19 protein-coding genes are annotated in these 17,857 nt (G+C 67.7%); 7 read left to right on the top strand and 12 right to left on the bottom strand.

Annotated features, from left to right (window positions below; translation table 11 throughout):
* The first annotated feature begins 33 nt into the window (after nt 1-33).
* Together AU187_RS17860 and mmsB are read left to right on the top strand one after the other, a co-directional pair.
* Nucleotides 34-1,212 (top strand): acyl-CoA dehydrogenase family protein, encoded by a 1,179-nt coding sequence (locus AU187_RS17860; RefSeq protein ID WP_059167051.1) that lies wholly within the window; start codon nt 34-36, stop codon nt 1,210-1,212.
* A 19-nt stretch (nt 1,213-1,231) separates the two neighbouring features.
* Nucleotides 1,232-2,107, top strand: coding sequence for a 3-hydroxyisobutyrate dehydrogenase (gene mmsB / locus AU187_RS17855; protein WP_059167050.1), 876 nt, complete (start codon nt 1,232-1,234; stop codon nt 2,105-2,107).
* A gap of 12 nt (nt 2,108-2,119) precedes the next feature.
* Here the strand turns inward: mmsB and AU187_RS17850 are convergent, their stop codons facing one another.
* Nucleotides 2,120-2,821, bottom strand: coding sequence for a nitroreductase family protein (locus AU187_RS17850; protein ID WP_059101390.1), 702 nt, complete (start codon nt 2,819-2,821; stop codon nt 2,120-2,122).
* 42 nt (nt 2,822-2,863) lie between these two features.
* Complete coding sequence (locus AU187_RS17845) at nt 2,864-3,667, bottom strand: HAD-IA family hydrolase (protein ID WP_059167049.1); 804 nt, start codon at nt 3,665-3,667, stop codon at nt 2,864-2,866.
* Between the two features lie 106 nt (nt 3,668-3,773).
* On the opposite strand from AU187_RS17845, the gene AU187_RS17840 reads away from it, so the two are divergent.
* Nucleotides 3,774-4,436 (top strand): response regulator, encoded by a 663-nt coding sequence (locus AU187_RS17840; protein WP_059101388.1) that lies wholly within the window; start codon nt 3,774-3,776, stop codon nt 4,434-4,436.
* Nucleotides 4,433-5,659 carry a GAF domain-containing sensor histidine kinase gene (locus tag AU187_RS17835; protein WP_059167048.1) on the top strand — a complete coding sequence of 409 codons (1,227 nt, stop codon included), beginning with the start codon at nt 4,433-4,435 and terminating at the stop codon, nt 5,657-5,659. The genes AU187_RS17840 and AU187_RS17835 overlap by 4 nt, the downstream gene beginning before the upstream one ends.
* A gap of 91 nt (nt 5,660-5,750) precedes the next feature.
* On the opposite strand, the gene AU187_RS17830 is transcribed toward AU187_RS17835, so the two are convergent.
* From AU187_RS17830 to secY, 10 genes are all read right to left on the bottom strand, one after another.
* Complete coding sequence (locus tag AU187_RS17830; protein ID WP_059167047.1) at nt 5,751-6,263, bottom strand: MarR family winged helix-turn-helix transcriptional regulator; 513 nt, start codon at nt 6,261-6,263, stop codon at nt 5,751-5,753.
* 6 nt (nt 6,264-6,269) lie between these two features.
* A complete protein-coding gene (locus tag AU187_RS17825) occupies nt 6,270-7,337 on the bottom strand; it encodes a pyridoxal phosphate-dependent aminotransferase (protein ID WP_059167151.1) in 1,068 nt (355 codons plus the stop codon).
* On the bottom strand, nt 7,337-8,347 hold the full coding sequence (locus AU187_RS17820) for a 3-oxoacyl-ACP synthase III family protein (RefSeq protein WP_059167046.1): 1,011 nt from the start codon (nt 8,345-8,347) through the stop codon (nt 7,337-7,339). Before AU187_RS17820 ends, AU187_RS17825 begins: the two co-directional genes overlap by 1 nt.
* A gap of 6 nt (nt 8,348-8,353) precedes the next feature.
* A complete protein-coding gene (locus AU187_RS17815) occupies nt 8,354-9,019 on the bottom strand; it encodes a hypothetical protein (RefSeq protein WP_059167045.1) in 666 nt (221 codons plus the stop codon).
* Nucleotides 9,000-10,706, bottom strand: a complete 1,707-nt coding sequence (locus AU187_RS17810; RefSeq protein WP_059167044.1) for a thiamine pyrophosphate-binding protein — start codon at nt 10,704-10,706, stop codon at nt 9,000-9,002. The genes AU187_RS17815 and AU187_RS17810 overlap by 20 nt, the downstream gene beginning before the upstream one ends.
* A 72-nt stretch (nt 10,707-10,778) precedes the next feature.
* On the bottom strand, nt 10,779-11,501 hold the full coding sequence (locus AU187_RS17805) for an anti-sigma factor family protein (protein ID WP_059101382.1): 723 nt from the start codon (nt 11,499-11,501) through the stop codon (nt 10,779-10,781).
* Entirely contained in the window at nt 11,498-12,013 is a 516-nt protein-coding gene (locus AU187_RS17800) for a sigma-70 family RNA polymerase sigma factor (protein WP_059167043.1), read from the bottom strand. Before AU187_RS17800 ends, AU187_RS17805 begins: the two co-directional genes overlap by 4 nt.
* A gap of 116 nt (nt 12,014-12,129) precedes the next feature.
* Nucleotides 12,130-12,930: a type I methionyl aminopeptidase gene (gene map, locus AU187_RS17795; protein WP_059167042.1), complete on the bottom strand. Its 801-nt coding sequence runs from the start codon at nt 12,928-12,930 to the stop codon at nt 12,130-12,132.
* Nucleotides 12,931-12,936: 6 nt separating this feature from the next.
* Nucleotides 12,937-13,485 carry an adenylate kinase gene (locus AU187_RS17790; RefSeq protein WP_059101379.1) on the bottom strand — a complete coding sequence of 183 codons (549 nt, stop codon included), beginning with the start codon at nt 13,483-13,485 and terminating at the stop codon, nt 12,937-12,939.
* The gene (secY, locus tag AU187_RS17785; RefSeq protein ID WP_059101378.1) at nt 13,482-14,822 is read right to left on the bottom strand and encodes a preprotein translocase subunit SecY; all 1,341 of its coding nucleotides are present in this window, start codon (nt 14,820-14,822) and stop codon (nt 13,482-13,484) included. The genes AU187_RS17790 and secY overlap by 4 nt, the downstream gene beginning before the upstream one ends.
* Before the next feature lie 267 nt (nt 14,823-15,089).
* On the opposite strand from secY, the gene AU187_RS17780 reads away from it, so the two are divergent.
* The 3 genes from AU187_RS17780 to AU187_RS17770 are packed head-to-tail and all read left to right on the top strand — an operon-like array spanning nt 15,090 to nt 17,833.
* Nucleotides 15,090-16,025: a class I SAM-dependent methyltransferase gene (locus AU187_RS17780; protein ID WP_059167041.1), complete on the top strand. Its 936-nt coding sequence runs from the start codon at nt 15,090-15,092 to the stop codon at nt 16,023-16,025.
* Nucleotides 16,022-16,924, top strand: a complete 903-nt coding sequence (locus AU187_RS17775; protein WP_059167040.1) for a class I SAM-dependent methyltransferase — start codon at nt 16,022-16,024, stop codon at nt 16,922-16,924. The genes AU187_RS17780 and AU187_RS17775 overlap by 4 nt, the downstream gene beginning before the upstream one ends.
* Before the next feature lie 9 nt (nt 16,925-16,933).
* The gene (locus AU187_RS17770) at nt 16,934-17,833 is read left to right on the top strand and encodes a class I SAM-dependent methyltransferase (RefSeq protein WP_059167039.1); all 900 of its coding nucleotides are present in this window, start codon (nt 16,934-16,936) and stop codon (nt 17,831-17,833) included.
* The last annotated feature ends 24 nt before the right edge of the window (nt 17,834-17,857 follow it).

The following is a 17,857-nucleotide window of genomic DNA, read 5'->3' as shown; positions in this document are numbered from 1 at the left end:
CCCGGCGAGCGCTCGCGCTAGGAGAAAGCAGCGGTGAACTACTTCGGCTTCGACGACGGCGAACGCGTGATCGCCGAGACGGCGGCCGCGTTCGCCCAGAAGCGCCTCGCGCCACACGCTCTGGAGTGGGATGCCACCAAGCACTTCCCCACCGACGTGTTACGTGACGCCGCCGAACTGGGGATGGCCGCGATCTACTGCCGCGACGACGTCGGTGGTAGCGAGCTGCGACGGCTGGACGCCGTGCGCATTTTCGAGCAACTCGCGACGGCCGACCCGACCGTCGCGGCGTTCCTGTCGATCCACAACATGTGCGCCTGGATGGTCGACGCCTACGGCACCCACGAACAACGCAAGGCGTGGGTGCCGCGGCTGGCGTCGATGGAGCTGATCGCCAGCTACTGCCTGACCGAACCCGGTGCGGGCTCCGACGCGAGCGCGTTGCGCACCAGGGCCGTTCGTGACGGCGACCATTACGTCCTTGACGGTGTCAAGCAGTTCATCTCGGGTGCCGGGTCGTCGGATCTGTACATCGTGATGGCCCGCACCGGTGGTGACGGCCCCCAGCCCAAATCCAAGGGCATCTCGACGTTCCTCGTCGAAAAGGACACTCCCGGACTGAGTTTCGGCACCGACGAAGACAAGATGGGTTGGCACGCCCAGCCCACTGCACAGGTGATCTTCGACAACGTCCGGGTATCTGCCGAAGCGATGCTCGGCGGCGCCGACGGCGAGGGTGCAGGCTTCGGGATCGCGATGAACGGGCTCAACGGCGGCCGCATCAACATCGCCGCCTGCTCGCTCGGCGGCGCACAGGCCGCCTACGACAAGGCCGCCGCCTATGTGCGCGACCGGGAGGCGTTCGGCGGCGCACTGCTCGACGAGCCCACCATCCGGTTTACCCTCGCCGACATGGCCACCACGCTGGAGGCATCGCGAAACCTGTTGTGGCGGGCGGCCCGAGCTCTCGACGAGAACCACCCGGACAAAGTGGAGTTGTGCGCGATGGCAAAGCGCTACGTCACCGACTCGTGCTTCACGGTCGCCGACCAGGCGCTGCAACTGCACGGCGGCTACGGCTACCTCACCGAGTACGGGCTGGAGAAGATCGTCCGGGATCTGCGGGTACACCGAATCCTCGAGGGCACCAACGAAATCATGCGCGTGGTCATCGGGCGGTCGCAGGCCGCCAAGGTGCGCGAATCGGCATAGCGTCGGAACAGGAGAGCACATGAGCACAGTGGCGTTTCTGGGGCTCGGCCACATGGGCGGGCCGATGGCGGCGAACCTGCTCGCCGCAGGGCACGCCGTGCACGGCTTCGACCCGGTGCCCGCGTTGAAGGATGTCGCCGCCGGCAAGGGCGCATCGGTGTTCGACAGCGGCGCCGAGGCGGTTGCCGCCGCCGACGTCGTCATCACCTCGCTGCCCAACGGCGACATCGTGAAAGCCTGCTACGCAGAGGTGTTGCCCGCCGCGCGCGAAGGGGCGCTGTTCATCGACACCTCCACGATCTCAGTCGACGACGCCCGCACCATCAACAACCAGGCGGCCGACCGCGGCTTCGCCCAGTTGGACGCCCCCGTTTCCGGCGGGGTGAAGGGCGCGACGGCGGGCACGCTGGCGTTCATGGTGGGAGGTGACGAGTCCGCGGTCGAGCGGGCTCGACCGGTGCTGGAGCCGTTGGCGGGCAAGATCATTCACTGCGGTGCCGCCGGGACCGGCCAGGCCGCCAAACTGTGCAACAACATGGTGCTCGCCGTGCAGCAGATCGCGATCGGTGAGGCGTTCGTGTTGGCGGAGAATCTGGGCTTGTCGGCGCAGTCGCTGTTCGATGTGATCACCGGCGCCACCGGCAACTGCTGGGCGGTGCACACGAATTGCCCCGTGCCAGGTCCGGTTCCGGCGTCACCGGCGAACAACGACTTCACGCCGGGCTTCGCTACCGCTCTGATGAACAAAGACCTCGGGCTGGCGATGAACGCGGTCAAGTCGACGGGCTCGAACGCGCCGCTCGGCAGCCACGCCGCAGAGATCTACGCCAAATTCGCCGCCGACCACGCGGACAAAGACTTCAGCGCGGTGATCGAAGTGCTCCGCGAAAGCTGATTCGCAGCTGATTCAGGGCGTGCCCGCTGGCGCGTCGAGCCAGGCACGCTTGCCGTAGCCGTCGAGATGGGCAACTTCTTCGACCGGCTTGCGCGTGGTCGGCCCGTACCGACCACGCGGCCAACCGAGGGGTACGACGCAAACAGGTGTCACGGTGAGCGGCAGGCCCAAGGTTCTGCGGGCAGACGTCACACTCCACAGCGGCAGGGTGATCAGCGACGCACCCAGCCCCATCGCCCGAGCCGCCAGCAGCAGGTTCTGCACGCTGGGGTAGATCGATCCGAAGAACGACGACTCACCCACGAAGGGCGTTGGCGTGTACGGCAACCGCATGCCGCCGCGCAGACACGGCACGACGAGGACGGGAATCTCACTGAAGTGGTCGACCTGCCACTGCACTGCACGCAAGATCTTTAGCATCGACTCGTCACCGGCGGCGACGCGCCGGCCGAGTCCGCCGTAGAGCGACCAGGCTTGACGGTAACGTTTGCCGAGCGCGTCCTTGACAGCCTGGTCCTTCACCACGATGAACTCCCAGTTCTGCCCGTTCGAACCGGTAGGAGCTCGCAAGGCCAGCTCGATGCACTTGAGCACGACGGCATCGTCGACGGGGTCGGGAAGTACGCGGCGCACGGCACGCTGGGTCATCATTGCCTCGACCAGCGGCATGTCGAGCCGGGCGAGTGCTTCGTCAGTTGTGGGGATGTCGGTCATGTGACCGACGCTACCGTTACGCAGCCCGAGCTGGAATCGCTGCTACGCAGCGGAAGGCTTGCGGACCTTCCACCAGTTCGCGTGCAGCCGTTGGCAATCCGCAACGGTCAAAGGAGGCTCGCCTGCGTAGTCGGGCCGAACCGCCAGGGCGGTCGGGATGTCGGGGGTGCCCTCGCCGGTGACCACCACGGTGGCGAGGCCCGCGGCGTTCGCGGCTCGCAGCCCGCAGGCCGAGCCGGTCACGGCCATCGCGTCCTCGGCGGACAGGCCCAGTTCGTCGAGTGCGTGACGATGCGCTTCGGGGTCGGGCATCGGCTTGGTGACGTCTTCGGTGGTGACAACGGCCTCGACCAGGCCCTCGCCGACCAGTTGCCGCACCAGTGGCTCCGCCCACGCGCGCCTGCCGTTGGTCACGACGGCCAGCTGGACGCCGGCGCGGACCGCGTCCATCACGAAGTCGACCAGACCGGGCCGCGGTGAGAGGTCGCGCTCGAGGATCAACTCGTCGAACATCATTGTCTTGGTCGTGTAGATGTCGTCGGCCAGCAGCGCGGTCAGCACATCGGACTCGGTGGCGACGCAGCGCTTGCGCAGTTCCGCGGCGATGCGCTGGCGCTCGTCGGTCAGTGCCAGAAGCTGCCGGTACCGCGCCACCGACCACTGGCAGTCCAGGCCGTGTGCCGCGAACGCCGCGTTGTAGGCCACGCGGTGGCCGTCGCATTCAATGTCGGTCAATGCGTCGAGGTCGAAGACCACGGCGCGGATGGAACAGCCCGGCCCCGTGGGCGATGCGCAGTCCCACCAGAATCGGCCCGCGCGCCACGTCGTCTCATGCGTTGTCGGCATGCAGACAAGGGTGTCCGATGTCACACGTTCCGAACCTCCCCCAATCGGGGGATCGGCGATGCCAAGTTGCGCTACCACGGCAAACGGCACCTCTAAGGTTGGTGCCATGCCGAGCAGCCCCCCGGTGCGATTAGTGCTGGTCGACGATCACGAAATGGTCATCGAAGGCCTCAAGGCCATGCTCGCGGCGTTCTCGGATCGGGTGCAGGTGGTCGGGCAGGCCGTGGGCGCTGAGCGAGCGCTCAGCGTCGTCGACGAGCTCGACCCCGACATCGTGTTGTCCGACGTCCGCATGCAGGGCTCGAGCGGACTCGACCTGTGCCTGGAGCTGCGCGAGCGCAAGCCGGAGCGCAAGGTCGTGATGCTGTCGGTCTACGACGACGAGCAGTATCTGTTTCAGGCGCTGCGGGTCGGGGCGTCGGGTTATCTGCTCAAGAGCATCAGCAGCGACGAGTTGGTGCGCCAGTTGGAGTTCGTCCACCGCGGCGAGACCGCGATCGACCCCGGGATGGCGGCCCGCGCCGTCGACACCGCGGCGCGGCTGCAGCGCGACGAGTTCTGGCCCGGCGCCCGGCAGGGGCTCACCCAACGCGAGAGCGAGATTCTGTCGTTCGTCGTCAACGGGCTGTCCAACCGCGCCATCGCCACCAAGCTGGTGATCGGCGACGAGACCGTCAAGACGCACCTCAGCTCGATCTACCGCAAGCTGGGGGTGAGCGACCGCACCGGCGCGGTGGCGACGGCACTGCGGGAAGGGATCTACCAGTGAGCCAGCCGGACGCCGTGCGGGAGCTGAGCCAGTACGCGCTGGCTGCCGACCGCGAGCTGGCGCTGCTGCGCGAGCTGATCCAGGCCGCGTCGAAGGGGCCGGGCGTCGAACCGCTCGCCGCCGCGGCCGCGCGCATGATCACCGCCGCGACCGCCAGCGACGTCTGCTTCGTGCACGTCCTCGACGACAGCGACCGGTCGCTCACGCTGGCGGGCGCCACCCCGCCGTTCGACGCGGAAATCGGCAAGATCAGACTGCCACTGGGACAGGGCATCTCGGGTTGGGTGGCCAGCCACCGCGAGCCCGTGGTCATCACCCAGGACAAGGAGTCCGACCCCCGCTACATGCCGTTCCAGTCGCTGCGCGGCTCCGACTTCACGTCGATGGTGTCGGTCCCGATGGAAACCGACCCCGGAGGCCTGGTCGGCGTGCTCAACGTGCACACCGTCGAGCGCCGCGAGTTCACCGAACGCGACGTCGAATTGCTCGTGGTGATCGGCAGGCTGATCGCCGGCGCCATGCACCAGGCCCGGCTGCACCGGCAGCTGGTGGCCCGCGAGCGGGCACACGAGAACTTCGTCGAGCAGGTGATCGAGGCCCAGGAACTCGAACGACGCCGGCTCGCAGGCGATATCCATGACGGCATCTCCCAGCGCCTGGTCACGCTGAGCTACCGATTGGACGCGGCCACCAGATCCGACGATGCCGCGATCGTCGCCGAACAACTCGGCAAAGCGCGCGAGCTGGTGGAGCTGACCTTGCAGGAGGCCCGCGCGGCGATCAGCGGGCTGCGGCCACCGGTGCTCGACGACCTCGGGCTGGCCGGCGGCCTGGCCAGCCTGGCGCGGTCGATACCGCAGGTCGGCATCGAGGTGGACCTCGCCGAACGCCGGCTGCCCGACCACATCGAGCTCGCGCTCTATCGGATCGCGCAGGAGTGCCTGCAGAACGTCGTCAAGCATGCCAGGGCCACGTCGGCCCGGTTGATGTTCACCGTCGACGCGGGTGACAGCGGCGACATCGCTCGGCTCGAAATCATCGACGACGGAGTCGGTTTCGACACCTTCGAGCATCCGCTCGGCGGCGACGACATGGGCGGCTACGGCCTGCTGTCGATGGCCGAACGCGCCGAGATTGTGGGCGGCCGGCTCAACATCAGGTCGCGCCCAGGCGCGGGCACGGCGGTGACGGCGACGATCCCTGTCCCGTCGGCCCCCGCTTAAGCGCGAGCAGACGCGAAGTGCCCAATTTTCGGCGGTTTTCCGAGCAATTAGCGTCTGCTCGCGGTGAGGGGTCGCGCGCCTCGTAGCGCGACTAGAAGTCTCCCGAGTTGCGGCGCAGCGTCTGGATCGAGTCCGCCAGGGCTCGCGACTCGGCGTCGGTCATCCCGATGTCGGCGAACACCTCGTTGTTCAACGTCTCCGTGGCGTCCTCGACGGTCGAGCGGCCGAGGTCGGTGATCTGCACCAGCGTCGTGCGCCCGTCGGTCGGATGGGGGACCCGCTCCACCAGGCCGTCGGCTTCCAGGCGCCGGATCGCGTGGGTGACGCTGGTGACGTGCACCTGCAACCGGTCGGAGGCCTTGGTGATCGGCAACGCGCCGTTACGGCTGAACGCCAACAACCGAAGCAGCTCGAACCGCGAGAAGCTCAAGTCGTATGGCCGCAGCGCACTCTCGACGCGGGCCAGCAGGATCTGGTGCGCCCGCATCACCGACGTCACCGCGACCATGCCGTCGGCGACCTCGCCCCATCCGCAGCGCTCCCAGTTGGCCCGCGCGAGCGCGATCGGGTCCCGGTCGTCCTGCCGCGGCGATTCGAAGGGCACGCCCCTTCATACCGCATCCGCCGACGCGGTCAGCGGCTTTCGGCCCACGGCCTGGGCCACCGCCGCCACCACCGCGCGGGTGGATTTGCGATCGCCCACGGTGATGCGCACACCACCGTCGGGGTAATGGCGCACACGCATCCCGATCGTGTCGAACGCCTCTTTCCAGCAACGGCCGCACTCCGGCAGGTACACGAAGTTGGCGTTGCTCTCGGTGCTGTACACCCCCATCGCCCGCAGGCGCATCCGCAGGTACCGGCGCTCACAGGAGATCATCCGGATGCGTTGGCGCAACTCGGCTTCCGCGTCGAAAGAGGCCGCCACCGCGACCAGCGCGGTGATGGCGACGCCGAACGGCAACTGCATGGCCCACAGCCGCCGGGCCAGCGCGGGTGCGCAGAAACCGTAACCGATGCGCAGTCCGGCCAGGCCGTACGCCTTGGAAAAAGTCCGTAGCACAACGACATTCGGATGCCGTGCGACCACTGCCACGGCATCGATCCGGCATTCCGGTGGCAGGAACTCGACGTAGGCCTCGTCGAGCAGCACCACGGTCTCCGACGGCACCCGCCGCAGGAACCGCTCGAGGTCGGCGGCGGTTTCTACGGTGCCGCTCGGATTGTGCGGCCGGCACACCACCACGACCCTGGCGTCCGCCGCGGCGGATGCCATCGCGTCGAGGTCGTGGTGACCGTGCGCGTCGAGCGCGACGGTGACCGATTTCAACCGGGCCATCTGCGCGAAGACCGGATAGCCGTCGAACGTCGGCGAGGCCGTCACCATCGTGTCGCCGGGACTGGTCAGCGCCTGCAGCACCTGCATGATCACACCCGTCGCGCCCGCCCCGATGACCACCTGCTCGTCGCGCACCCCGATGCGCTCGGCGATCAACGTACGCAGCCGCTCGGGCAGATACTCCGGATACCGGTTCGCCGCCTCGATCGACGCGATCAACGCCGACCGGACCGAGGGCAGCGGCGGGAACGGATTCTCGTTCAGCGACAAGGCCATCGGGTTCGACGCGTCCGGTAACGCGCCGACGGCCGCCAATCCGCTGCACCCCGGCGTCGCCATCACCCGCGACCGCCCCATCGGACGGCGGCTGCGCCGGCGAAGTCACCGGCATGGGCGAACGCCGCCATCAGCACCACGTCACCCGCAACGAGGCGCCCGCTGCCGATCGCGCGGTCCAAGTTGACGGGAATAGCTGCGGCGAACAGGTTTCCGCACGTTTCGAAGGTGTCGACGTGACGTCCGGCGGGTAGCTCGAGTGCTTCACGCCAGTTCCTCAGGAACGCCCGGTTGGGCTGGTTGGTGACGAGCAGGTCGAGGTCGGCGGGCTTCACGCCGATGCGGTCGCACACCGCATACGACACCTCGGGCACCTGCCGGTTGCCGCGCGCCAGCACCTTGGTGATCTTGCTTTCGGTGAAGCCGATGCACCCCTCCCCCGGCCCCGGTTGCCACCATTTGCGCGGCGGGTCGATCGCGATCGTCATATCGCCGGCGAACTCGCCGTAGGTGCGGCATTCCACGTCGAGAATCGGCGACTGCTCGGAGACCGCCACGAGCCCGACGGCCGCGCCGTCGCCGGGCACCGACGCCTGCGCCTTGCGTCGCACCCCGGGTTGGTCGAACACCTGCCCTGCGGCGTTCTGCGCGACGGCGATCAGCGCCGTTCGGCCCGCCCCGGAGGACAGGAGTTGCCGGGCCACCTGAAGTCCCAGCACGAAGGCCGCGCAACCGCCGTTGTGTAGGTCGAGCACCCAGTCCGGCTTCATGCCGAGGCGATGGGCCATGGCGCCGCCGCCGCCGTAGAACGGCATGTCGGGCATCTGGGTGTGGGTGATCAGCACGTCCGCGCCGGCGATCGCGTCGTGGCCGTGCCGCGCGATCAGTCCGGCCGCCGCACGCTCGACCATGTCGACCGCCGTCTCGTCGGGCGCAACGTGGTGGCGGAACCTGGGCGCGCGGAACATCACGTTGTCACGCAGGTCGTCGGATTCGGCGAACTGCGCGTAGTAGTCGGCGCCGATCGGATCACCCGGCAGGTAGGTCGAAACATCCAGAAGGCTGACGGTCATCGGTGCTCACCTCATCCAGTCGGGTGTCACGGCGAGGCCGTTGCGGTGGCGGTACTCGACGATCGCCTTGAGGTTGCGCAGCTCCAGCAGGTGACCGGCACCGAACATGTCCCAGAAGTCGCCTACCCAGACCGGTCGCTCGGGCGGCGCCGTCTCCGGATAGGGATTGCGGTCGTAGAACGGGTGATGACAGTTGGTCCACAGCACCACCGACCCGGGCTTGTCCAACACGACCTGCGCGTCGACAACACGCATCAGATAGATCATCCACAGGTGCCTGCCCTGGTCCCAGGCGCAGTGATAGTCGACGGTCCCGGCTGCTTCGTTGGCCACGGTGCGGGTGAAAATCTGTGTCTGCGAACCCAACCGGTCATAAGCCAGCCATAGTCCCGGCTCCTCAGTGGGGGTGAAACCGCGCAGGCTGTAGGTCCACTCCTCCAGACATCGGGTATCGGCCAGGTAGTCGAACAAATCGTCGGGCGGACAGTCGATGTAATCGTTGACGGTGCAGTACTGGCCGTACACGTCGTCGTGCGGGTAGACCGACCGCATCATCTCCATGATGATCGGGGTGGCCTTCTGGCGCGGCGAGGTTTCGATGCGGATCAGGCCGTCCAGCGGTTCTGCGGTCCCCCGATGTGCAGAGATGTCGTCAAGGGCGGGCAGCGACATGGGTCGGGTTCTCCTTTGCGGCAGGCGGATAACTGGTCGCACCGTCGAGAAACGCCGCGAACGGCGGGATCTCGTCGGCCGAGCATTCGATGCTGACGACCGCCGGACCGTCGGTCTGCAGGGCGGCGCCAAGCGCGGCGGGAAGCGACGCAAGCTCGTCGACGTCCGTCGCGGGCAGTCCGGGGAACATCGCGCTCAGCCCCGCCCCCAACCGGCTGGGACCGAACCGGTTGTAGCTGTAGCGATCCCGGTAGAACGTCTGCTCGCGGGTGACGCACATCGCGTGCGCGTGGTTGTCGAACAGCAGGAACGTCACCGGTAGGTGGTACTCCCTGGCGGTGTGGATCTCCATGCCGTGCATGAAGAAACTGCCGTCGCCCGCGATGACCACGGTTCGCCTGCCGCGCCCGAACGCCATCCCGATCGCGGCGCCGAAGCTGTACCCCATCCCACCCATGCCGATCGCGACGATGAACCGGCCGTTCCGCCGCACCGGCAGGTGGTGTAATGCCGCCGCCCCGATGTTGCCCGCGTCGACCACGATGTCCACCCCGGCGGGCAGCGTCGCGTCGAGCGCGGCCATCGCGTCTCGATACCGGATGCCGGGCCCGCGGTGCGGCGGCGGTCGTAACTCGGCGCGCGCCACCACGTCGGGCACCCGTACCGCAGCGGGGCGACCGTGTCCGGACAGCGCGGCGGTGAGCGCCGTCAGCGACCCGCGGAGGTCTTCGCTCTGCAGATGCGTGCACGCGAGATACGGTGCCGCCGCGCCGATCGAGTACACCGGCACCGAAGCCAGCGCGTCGTCGAGCCCGGCGCGTGCGGTCACCGGCATGCGGGTGCCCACGAGCAGGCACAGCGCACTACCCGCCACGGCCGCCGCGATGCTCGGATGGCCCATCACGCCGGTCACCCCGAGCGCCGAGGACGAGCCCATCCCGGGTGTGCCCGCGACGTCCTTGGCATCGGGCACGGTGGCCACCCGGGCGCGCAGCACGGCCCGCAGCGCCTCGAGTTCGGCGCGCGCGTCGTCACGCGCCACCTGGTCCCCGGCGATGAGCGTGACGGGACCGGCGGCCCGGCGCAACGCTCGTGCGATCGGATGCACATCGGCCCGCTGTGCGGTGGCCCGCTCGTCGATGACGACGCCGCCGTTGACGGGCACGTCCGATTGTTGGATGTCCTTGGGCAGCAACAGCACCGCCGGCCCGCGCATCGTGTGAGCTGCCGCAATCGCGGTGGGCAGCGCGGTGATGATGTCCGCCGGTGCGAGCACCCGTCGGCAGTGCACCGACACCGCCGAGAACAGCGCGTGCCCATCCAATGCGCCGTTACGGCCGCTGGTGTCCTGGAACGCGCCTCGCCCGTCGAGGCCGGTTGGCGGCTGTCCGATCAGGGCCAGCACCGGCACCCGGCTCGCGAAGGCCTCGCCCAGCGCGGGCACCGTGTTCAGGCAGCCGCCGCCCGAGGTCGCGGCGACCACGCCGATGCCGCAGCCGCTGCGGCTGTATCCGTCGGCCATTGTCGCTGCGGAGAACTCGTGTTTGGCGAGCACCGCGGTGATGTCGGAACGGAAGAACGCTGCGTCGTAGAGATCCTCGATGTTGGCGCCGTCGACACCGAAGACGTACTCGACGCCGATCGCGGCCAGGTGCTCGACGATGTGGTCGACGACCCGATGGCCCATAGCTCACCTGCTTTCGCACGCTTCAGCAGTGACACGGAGCGTGGGCCGGTTGGGTTCACCCGTCGCGCAGATTCACAGTGAGCGCTCCAGAAGCACCTGGCCGGATTCGGGTGAGACCAGTTGCACCGCAGCGATTTCGTCCATCTGCATCGGGGTGTTCGCGCTGGGCAGCGCAGTCGCGCCGGACAGCCCCAGCCACGTCGCGATCTGGTTGCGGCTGCCGTCGTCGCCGACCACCACCATCGCCAGGTCCTGGGGCGGCGCATCGCGTTGGCCCCAGTCGCCGTAGGTGCATGCCATGTCGATGCGGGTGCCCCAGCCGTAGCCCGTCATCGAAATCGTTGCGTTGATGGGTGTCTCGGACACCTTGTTCATCTCCAGTTGCTCCGACGCCTGCGGCGGCGTACCGGTCTGCGAGCCGAATGTGTCGGGCCGCATCACGAGCGCGATACCGACCGCGAGCACCGCGGCGGCCAGGCCGACCGCGGCGGTGGCCATCCAGCGCGACCGTCGGCGCCGGGCCCGCACCTTGTCCAGCAGGCCGGGCAGCAGCTCTGGAGGCGGTTCGTCAGCAGCCGCGTCGAACTCGCGAAAGTCGGCGGGCCCGACCTTGCTCAACAGCGCAGGGATGCCACTCAACTCGGCGACCGCGGACCTGCAGTGCGCGCACGTCTTGAGATGCGCCTCGTATTCGCGGCGCTCCTCGCTGGAGAGTGAACCCAGGACGTAGGCGGCGTCCCAGGTCGCGTACCGATCGTCGTCCGCCCTGTCGAGGGGTGGGTCGAATGCGGTCACCGTGTCACCCCCATTTCCTCCAACTTGAGCTTCAGCGCTCGTACCCCGTAGTGCAGCCGCGACTTCACGGTGCCCTCCGCGATGCGCAGGTCGTCGGCGATCTGCGCGGTCGTCCAACCCTGGTAATACGCGCGGCTGATGACCGCGCGATGCTCCTCGGACAGGCAGGCGATGGCTTCGCCGAGCATCATTCGGTCCAAGGCAGCCTCCACCTCGTCGGGTCCGGCCCGGTCCGCGGTTGCCTCCATGTCGGGGGTGCCGGACTCGCTGCGGAACCGGGCGCTGCGCCGCTCGTCGATGATGAGGTTACGGGCCACGGTGAACAACCAGGCCCGCACGGACCTCGTGCTGTCGGCCGTCACCTCGGGGTGGCGCCACGCTCGCAGCAGCGTCTCCTGCACGACATCCTCCGCCCGGGCCGTATCACCCGTCAGCCGTACCGCATAGCGCCAGATCGCGGCGGCGTGCTCGGCGTAGAGCACCCGCACGACGGTCGCCTCCGGGTCGTCCAAATTCAACCTCCGTTATGGATACGAGGTTGCCGGTCGTCCGGTTCAAGTATTCGCCGTTGACGCTCGTCCACGGCGGGAAAGTTCGAGTGGACCGCGCCGTCAGCGCGGAGTCGACATCAAGAACCCTGCGTGAGGATGCGAGGCCCGTTCTCGGTGACCGCCACGGTGTGCTCCCAGTGTGCCGCCCGCGAGCCGTCGGCGGTGACGACGGTCCACTCGTCTTCGAGCACCACCGTTTTTGTGGTGCCCAGGGTCAGCATCGGTTCGATGGCCAACACCGAGCCGACCGCCAGATGAGGTCCGCGGCCCGGGGCGCCCTCGTTGGGCAGGAACGGGTCCATGTGCATCTGCCTGCCGATGCCGTGCCCGCCGTACCCGTCGACGATGCCGAACGCGCGCCCGTAACGCTTCTCGGCGGCGCGCGTGGCGGTCTCGATGGCGTGCGATACGTCGGTGAGCCGGTTGCCCGCCACCATCGCGGCCGCACCGGCTTCCATGGCCTCCTTGGTGGCCTGCGACAGCGCCTCGTCGACCGGGATCAGCGTCCCGATGCCGAACGTGATCGCCGAGTCGCCGTGCCAGCCGTCGACGATGGCGCCGCAGTCGATGGACACCAGATCGCCGTCGGCCAGCATCTCGCTTGCCGACGGGATCCCGTGCACGACACGGTCATTGACCGAAGAGCAGATGCTGGCCGGGTAGCCGTGGTAGCCGAGGAACGACGGCACACCGCCGCCGTCGCGGATCACCGACTCGGCGATCTCGTCGAGCGCCAGCGTGGAGACCCCCGGGGCGGCGGCTCGACGCACCGCGGCCAGGGCCGCGGCCACCAGTGCGCCCGCGACGGCCATCGCGTCGAGCTCACCGGGCGTGCGCTGCGGTACGACCTTGCGGCTGCGCAGACCCATCAGGCCCATATCCGACTACTTACCGAGCGCCTGCAGCGCCCGCGCGAAAACCTCGTCCAGCGCGCCGACCGCGTCGACCTGTTGCAGGTTGTTGTGGCTGTAGTACTCCAGCAGCGGGTAGGTCTCGTCGCGATAGACCTGCATCCGGTTGCGGATCACGTCTTCGGTGTCGTCGTCGCGGCCGCGCGCCTTGAGCCGCTTGAACAGCTCGTCCTCGGAAACCTTGAACTCCAGCACCGCGTCGAGTTTGGTGTCGTGACGCTTGAGCATCTCGTCGAGCGCCTTGGCCTGCTCCACCGAGCGGGGATAGCCGTCGAGAATGAACCCTGCAGCCGCATCCTCCTGCTCAATGCGGTCCTCGACCAGTTTGTTCGTCAGCTCCGAGGGCACCAGGTCACCCGCGTCGAGGTAACGCTTGGCCTCCAGGCCGAGCGGGGTGCCGTCGCCGATGTTCTGCCGGAACAGGTCGCCCGTCGAGATCTGCGGGATGCCGAGCTTCTCGGAGAGCTTCTGGGCCTGCGTGCCTTTGCCGGCACCGGGTGGTCCGAGCAGAACGACTCTCACTTGAGGAACCCTTCGTAATTACGTTGCATCAGCTGGCTCTCGATCTGCTTCACGGTATCCAAGCCGACCCCGACCAGGATCAGAACTCCGACACCGCCGAACGGCAGGTTCTGCACGGGACCGCTGGCACCGACCTGAAGGAACATGTTCGGCAACACGGCGATGACACCGAGGTAGATCGAGCCCGGCAACGTGATGCGGCTCAACACGTAGCGCAAGTAGTCGGCGGTCGGTTGGCCTGGGCGGATGCCCGGGATGAACCCGCCGAACTTCTTCATTTCGTCGGCGCGCTCGTCCGGGTTGAACGTGATCGACACGTAGAAGTAGGTGAAGAAGACGATCAGCACGAAGTAGACCGCGATGTAGGCGGGGCTACTGGGATCCGTGAGGTAATTGGCGACGAACGAACTCCACCAGTTGGTGCTGTTCGGATTGGAGCTGCCACTCTGGATCAGCTGGGTGATCAGCTGCGGGATGTAGATCAGCGACGAAGCGAAGATGACCGGGATGACGCCGGCCTGGTTGACCTTCAGCGGCAGATACGTCGACGTGCCGCCGTACATCTTGCGTCCCACCATGCGCTTGGCGTACTGCACCGGGATCCGGCGCTGGCCCTGCTCGACGAACACCACGCCGACGACGATGGCCAGCGCGCCGAGGCACACCAGCGCGAACACCAGGCCGCCGCGGCTCTCCAGAATGGCCTGGCCTTCGCCGGGCATCGCCGAGGCAATGCTCGCGAAGATGATCAGCGACATGCCGTTGCCGATGCCCCGCTCGGTGACCAGCTCGCCCATCCACATCAGAAGCGCCGCGCCCGCCGTCATCACCAGCACGATGACGACGAGGGTGAAGATGTTCAGCCCCTCGCTCTGGCCCTGGATGATGTCGAGCGTGCAGCCCTGCAGCAATCCGCCGTTGGCTGCCAGCGCCACGATGCTGGTGGCCTGCAGAATTGCCAGCGCAATCGAGAGATAACGCGTGTACTGCGTCATCTTGGTCTGGCCGGACTGCCCTTCCTTGCGCAGCTGCTCGAACCGCGGAATCACCACCGTCAACAGCTGCACGATGATGCTCGCGGTGATGTAGGGCATGATGCCGACCGCGAAGACCGACAGCTGCAGCAGCGCACCGCCGGAGAACAGGTTGATCAACGAGTACACCTGGCCGGCGTCGCCGCCGCTGACCTCCGCGATACACGTCTGGATGTTCGGGAAGTTCACGCCGGGAGACGGTATGGAGGCGCCGATCCGGTAAAGGATCACGATGCCCAGGGTGAACAGGATCTTTCGCCTCAGGTCGGGTGTCCTGAGTGAAGAGATGAAAGCCGAGAGCACTCTTCCTCCTGCGCAGCCGACCTTTTGATCGCGGCGTGCGGATGGGGCTGGATTCGACCAGCGTCTTGGTTAAGTCGTGTGCGGACCCCCGCCAAGCGCACAGCCTGCAGAGTTACCCGCCAAACAGTCTACGAGAGTAACAGTTGGGGCCCGGTCGGCCCGCATCCCGCCGAGGGTCGGTTCTCACAGCCGCTTCTCAGGCCGGGAACATACCGTGGCCCCCATCTCGTTATATGCCCTAAATAATAAACGGTAAGGAGCGGATGAATGGCACGGACGGACAACGACACCTGGGATCTGGCTTCGAGCGTCGGCGCGACGGCGACCATGGTCGCGGCGGCGCGGGCGATCGCAAGCACCGGCAACGACCCGCTGATCTGCGATCCCTACGCCGAACCGCTGGTGCGCGCCGTCGGTGTCGACTTCTTCACCCGCCTCGCCGGCGGGGATCTCAGGCTCGAGGACCTCGATGCCGACAACGCGGCGGTCGGAATGGCGCGGATGACCGACAACATGGCGGTGCGGACCAAATTCTTCGACCAGTTCTTCGAAGACGCCGGCAACGCGGGGATTCGCCAGGTGGTGATCCTGGCGTCGGGACTCGACGCGCGGTCCTACCGGCTGGGGTGGCCGGCGGGCACGACGGTCTACGAGATCGACCAACCCGAGGTCATCGCGTTCAAGAGCCGGACGCTGACCGACCTCGGCGCCCAGCCGACCGCCGACCTCAGGTCCGTGTCCATCGACCTGCGATTAGACTGGCCCGCGGCGTTGAAGCAGGCCGGCTTCGACCCGGCCGTACCGACGGCGTGGAGTGCCGAGGGTCTGCTCGGCTATCTGCCGCCGGAGGCGCAGGACAACCTGCTCGACACCATCACCGAGCTGAGCGCACCCGGCAGCCGGGTGGCTGTCGAAAGCGGCCCGACCAGCGCGGCCCCCGAAGACCGCGAGAAGGTGCTCGAGCGCATGCAGGAGACCGCACAGCGGTGGCGCGAACACGGCTTCGAACTGGATTTCGCCGAACTCGTCTACCTCGGCGATCGCAATGAGGCCGGTGCCTACCTGGCCGACCGCGGCTGGCGGCTCAGCCGCCGCACCGTAGGCGAACTGCTGGCCGACAGTGGTCTGCCGCCGCTGCCCGATGACGAAGACGCCGCCCACTTCGGCGAGCTGCAGTACGTCACCGGGATACTCGAGTTGTGAGCCGGACCGATTCGGACAGCTGGGACCTCGCGTCCAGCGTGGGCACCACGGCCACGATGGTCGCGGCCGCCCGCGCGATCGCCAGTCGCGAGGACGACCCGCTGTTCGATGACCCGTACGCCGCGCCGCTGGTGCGTGCGGTCGGGGTCGATTTCTTCACGCGTCTGGTGGACGGTGAGATCGAACTGGACGACGCCGACGGTGCCGGGGCGCGGTTCATGGCGCGCCTCATCGCGGTCCGCACGCGGTTCTTCGACGACTTCTTCCGCGACGCGGGCGCCGCGGGTATCGGGCAGGCGGTGATCTTGGCGTCGGGCCTGGACTCGCGGTCCTACCGGCTGCCGTGGCCCACCGGCACCGTCGTCTACGAGATCGACCAGCCGCAGGTCATCGAGTTCAAGTCGGCGACGATGGCCTCGCTTGGTGCGGCGCCGGCCGCCGAACTGCGTACGGTCGGCATCGACCTGCGCGAGGACTGGCCGAAAGCGTTGCGTGACAGTGGTTTCGATCCCGGCCAGCCGGCCGCTTGGAGCGCCGAGGGACTGCTGGTGTACCTGCCGCCCGAAGCACAGGACCGGCTGTTCGACAACATCGCCGCGCTCAGCACGCCCGGCAGCCGGCTCGCAACCGAATACCACCCGGACGCCGCGGCGACGATCGGCGAACGCAGCAAGGCGATCAGCAGGCAGTGGGGGGAGAACGGGATGCAGTTCGACATCTCCAAGCTGTTCTACGCCGGCGAGCGCCGCCACGTCGCCGACTATCTCACCGACACCGGCTGGCACGTGTCCGCCCGCAACCGCCCCGAGGTGTTCGCCGCATACGGCCAGCAGTTTCCGGACACGGATCTTCTTGCGCCGATGCGTGATTCACTCGCGATCGTCGCGACCCGCAACTGAGGAGAAGAAATGGCACGCACGGATGACGACTCCTGGGACCTGGCCTCCAGCGTCGGCTCGACCGCGACGATGGTCGCCGCACAGCGCGTGTTGAGCCACCGCGAAGGCCTGATCGACGACCCGTACGCCGAACCGCTGGTGCGCGCGGTCGGACTCGACTTCTTCGTGCGGGCGCTCGACGGCGAGATATCGCTGGACGACATCGATCCCCGCTTCAACACGCGTCGCGCCGCCGAGGGGATGGCGGTACGGACGCGCCATTTCGACCGGCTGTTCACCGACGCCGCAGCGGCGGGTATCTGCCAGGCGGTGATTTTGGCCGCCGGCCTGGATGCGCGCGCCTACCGCCTGCCGTGGCCGGCGGGGTCGACCGTCTTCGAGCTCGATCAGCCCGAAGTCATCGCGTTCAAGAGCGACACCCTGGCCGGGCTGGGCGCCGACGCCAAGGCCGATCGGCGTGCCGTGCCGATAGATCTGCGCGACGACTGGCCGAAAGCCCTGCTGGCCAACGGTTTCGACTCGACGCAGCCGACGGCGTGGATCGCCGAGGGGCTGCTGATCTATTTGCCGCCGGAGGCACAAGACCTGCTTTTCGACCGGATCGACGAGCTCAGCGCGCCGGGCAGTCGCGTCGCGACCGAGCACATCCCCGACGTCAGCATGTTCTCCGACGAGCGGGCACAGGAGATCGCCGACCGGTTCAAGGCCTACGGCCACGACATCGAGATGGGCGAGCTGATCTACCACGGCGAGCGCAACGACGTGATCGACTATCTGACCGCTCGCGGATGGGACGTCACTACGCAGCCGACCCGGGATGCATACGCCGCCAACGGGTTCGAGTTTCCCGAGGACGGCCCCATGGTTTCTTTCGCCGACATGAGCTACCTCGCCGCGGTTAAACGTTAGGACACGCCGAGCGGCCGCTTGTTC

The organism is Mycobacterium sp. IS-1556, from assembly GCF_001499985.1.
Lineage (GTDB): Bacteria > Actinomycetota > Actinomycetes > Mycobacteriales > Mycobacteriaceae > Mycobacterium.
This window is presented reverse-complemented; position numbering and strand designations above follow the sequence as displayed.

Bases quoted from the DNA above. Each gene is read 5' to 3' on its own strand.
- mmsB (WP_059167050.1), top strand. From the start codon at position 1,232: ATGAGCACAGTGGCGTTTCTGGGGCTCGGCCACATGGGCGGGCCGATG.
- AU187_RS17850 (WP_059101390.1), bottom strand. From the start codon at position 2,821: ATGACCGACATCCCCACAACTGACGAAGCACTCGCCCGGCTCGACATG.
- AU187_RS17845 (WP_059167049.1), bottom strand. From the start codon at position 3,667: ATGCCGACAACGCATGAGACGACGTGGCGCGCGGGCCGATTCTGGTGG.
- AU187_RS17840 (WP_059101388.1), top strand. From the start codon at position 3,774: ATGCCGAGCAGCCCCCCGGTGCGATTAGTGCTGGTCGACGATCACGAA.
- AU187_RS17825 (WP_059167151.1), bottom strand. From the start codon at position 7,337: ATGGCGACGCCGGGGTGCAGCGGATTGGCGGCCGTCGGCGCGTTACCG.
- AU187_RS17820 (WP_059167046.1), bottom strand. From the start codon at position 8,347: ATGACCGTCAGCCTTCTGGATGTTTCGACCTACCTGCCGGGTGATCCG.
- AU187_RS17815 (WP_059167045.1), bottom strand. From the start codon at position 9,019: ATGTCGCTGCCCGCCCTTGACGACATCTCTGCACATCGGGGGACCGCA.
- AU187_RS17810 (WP_059167044.1), bottom strand. From the start codon at position 10,706: ATGGGCCATCGGGTCGTCGACCACATCGTCGAGCACCTGGCCGCGATC.
- map (WP_059167042.1), bottom strand. From the start codon at position 12,930: ATGGGCCTGATGGGTCTGCGCAGCCGCAAGGTCGTACCGCAGCGCACG.
- AU187_RS17780 (WP_059167041.1), top strand. From the start codon at position 15,090: ATGGCACGGACGGACAACGACACCTGGGATCTGGCTTCGAGCGTCGGC.
- AU187_RS17770 (WP_059167039.1), top strand. From the start codon at position 16,934: ATGGCACGCACGGATGACGACTCCTGGGACCTGGCCTCCAGCGTCGGC.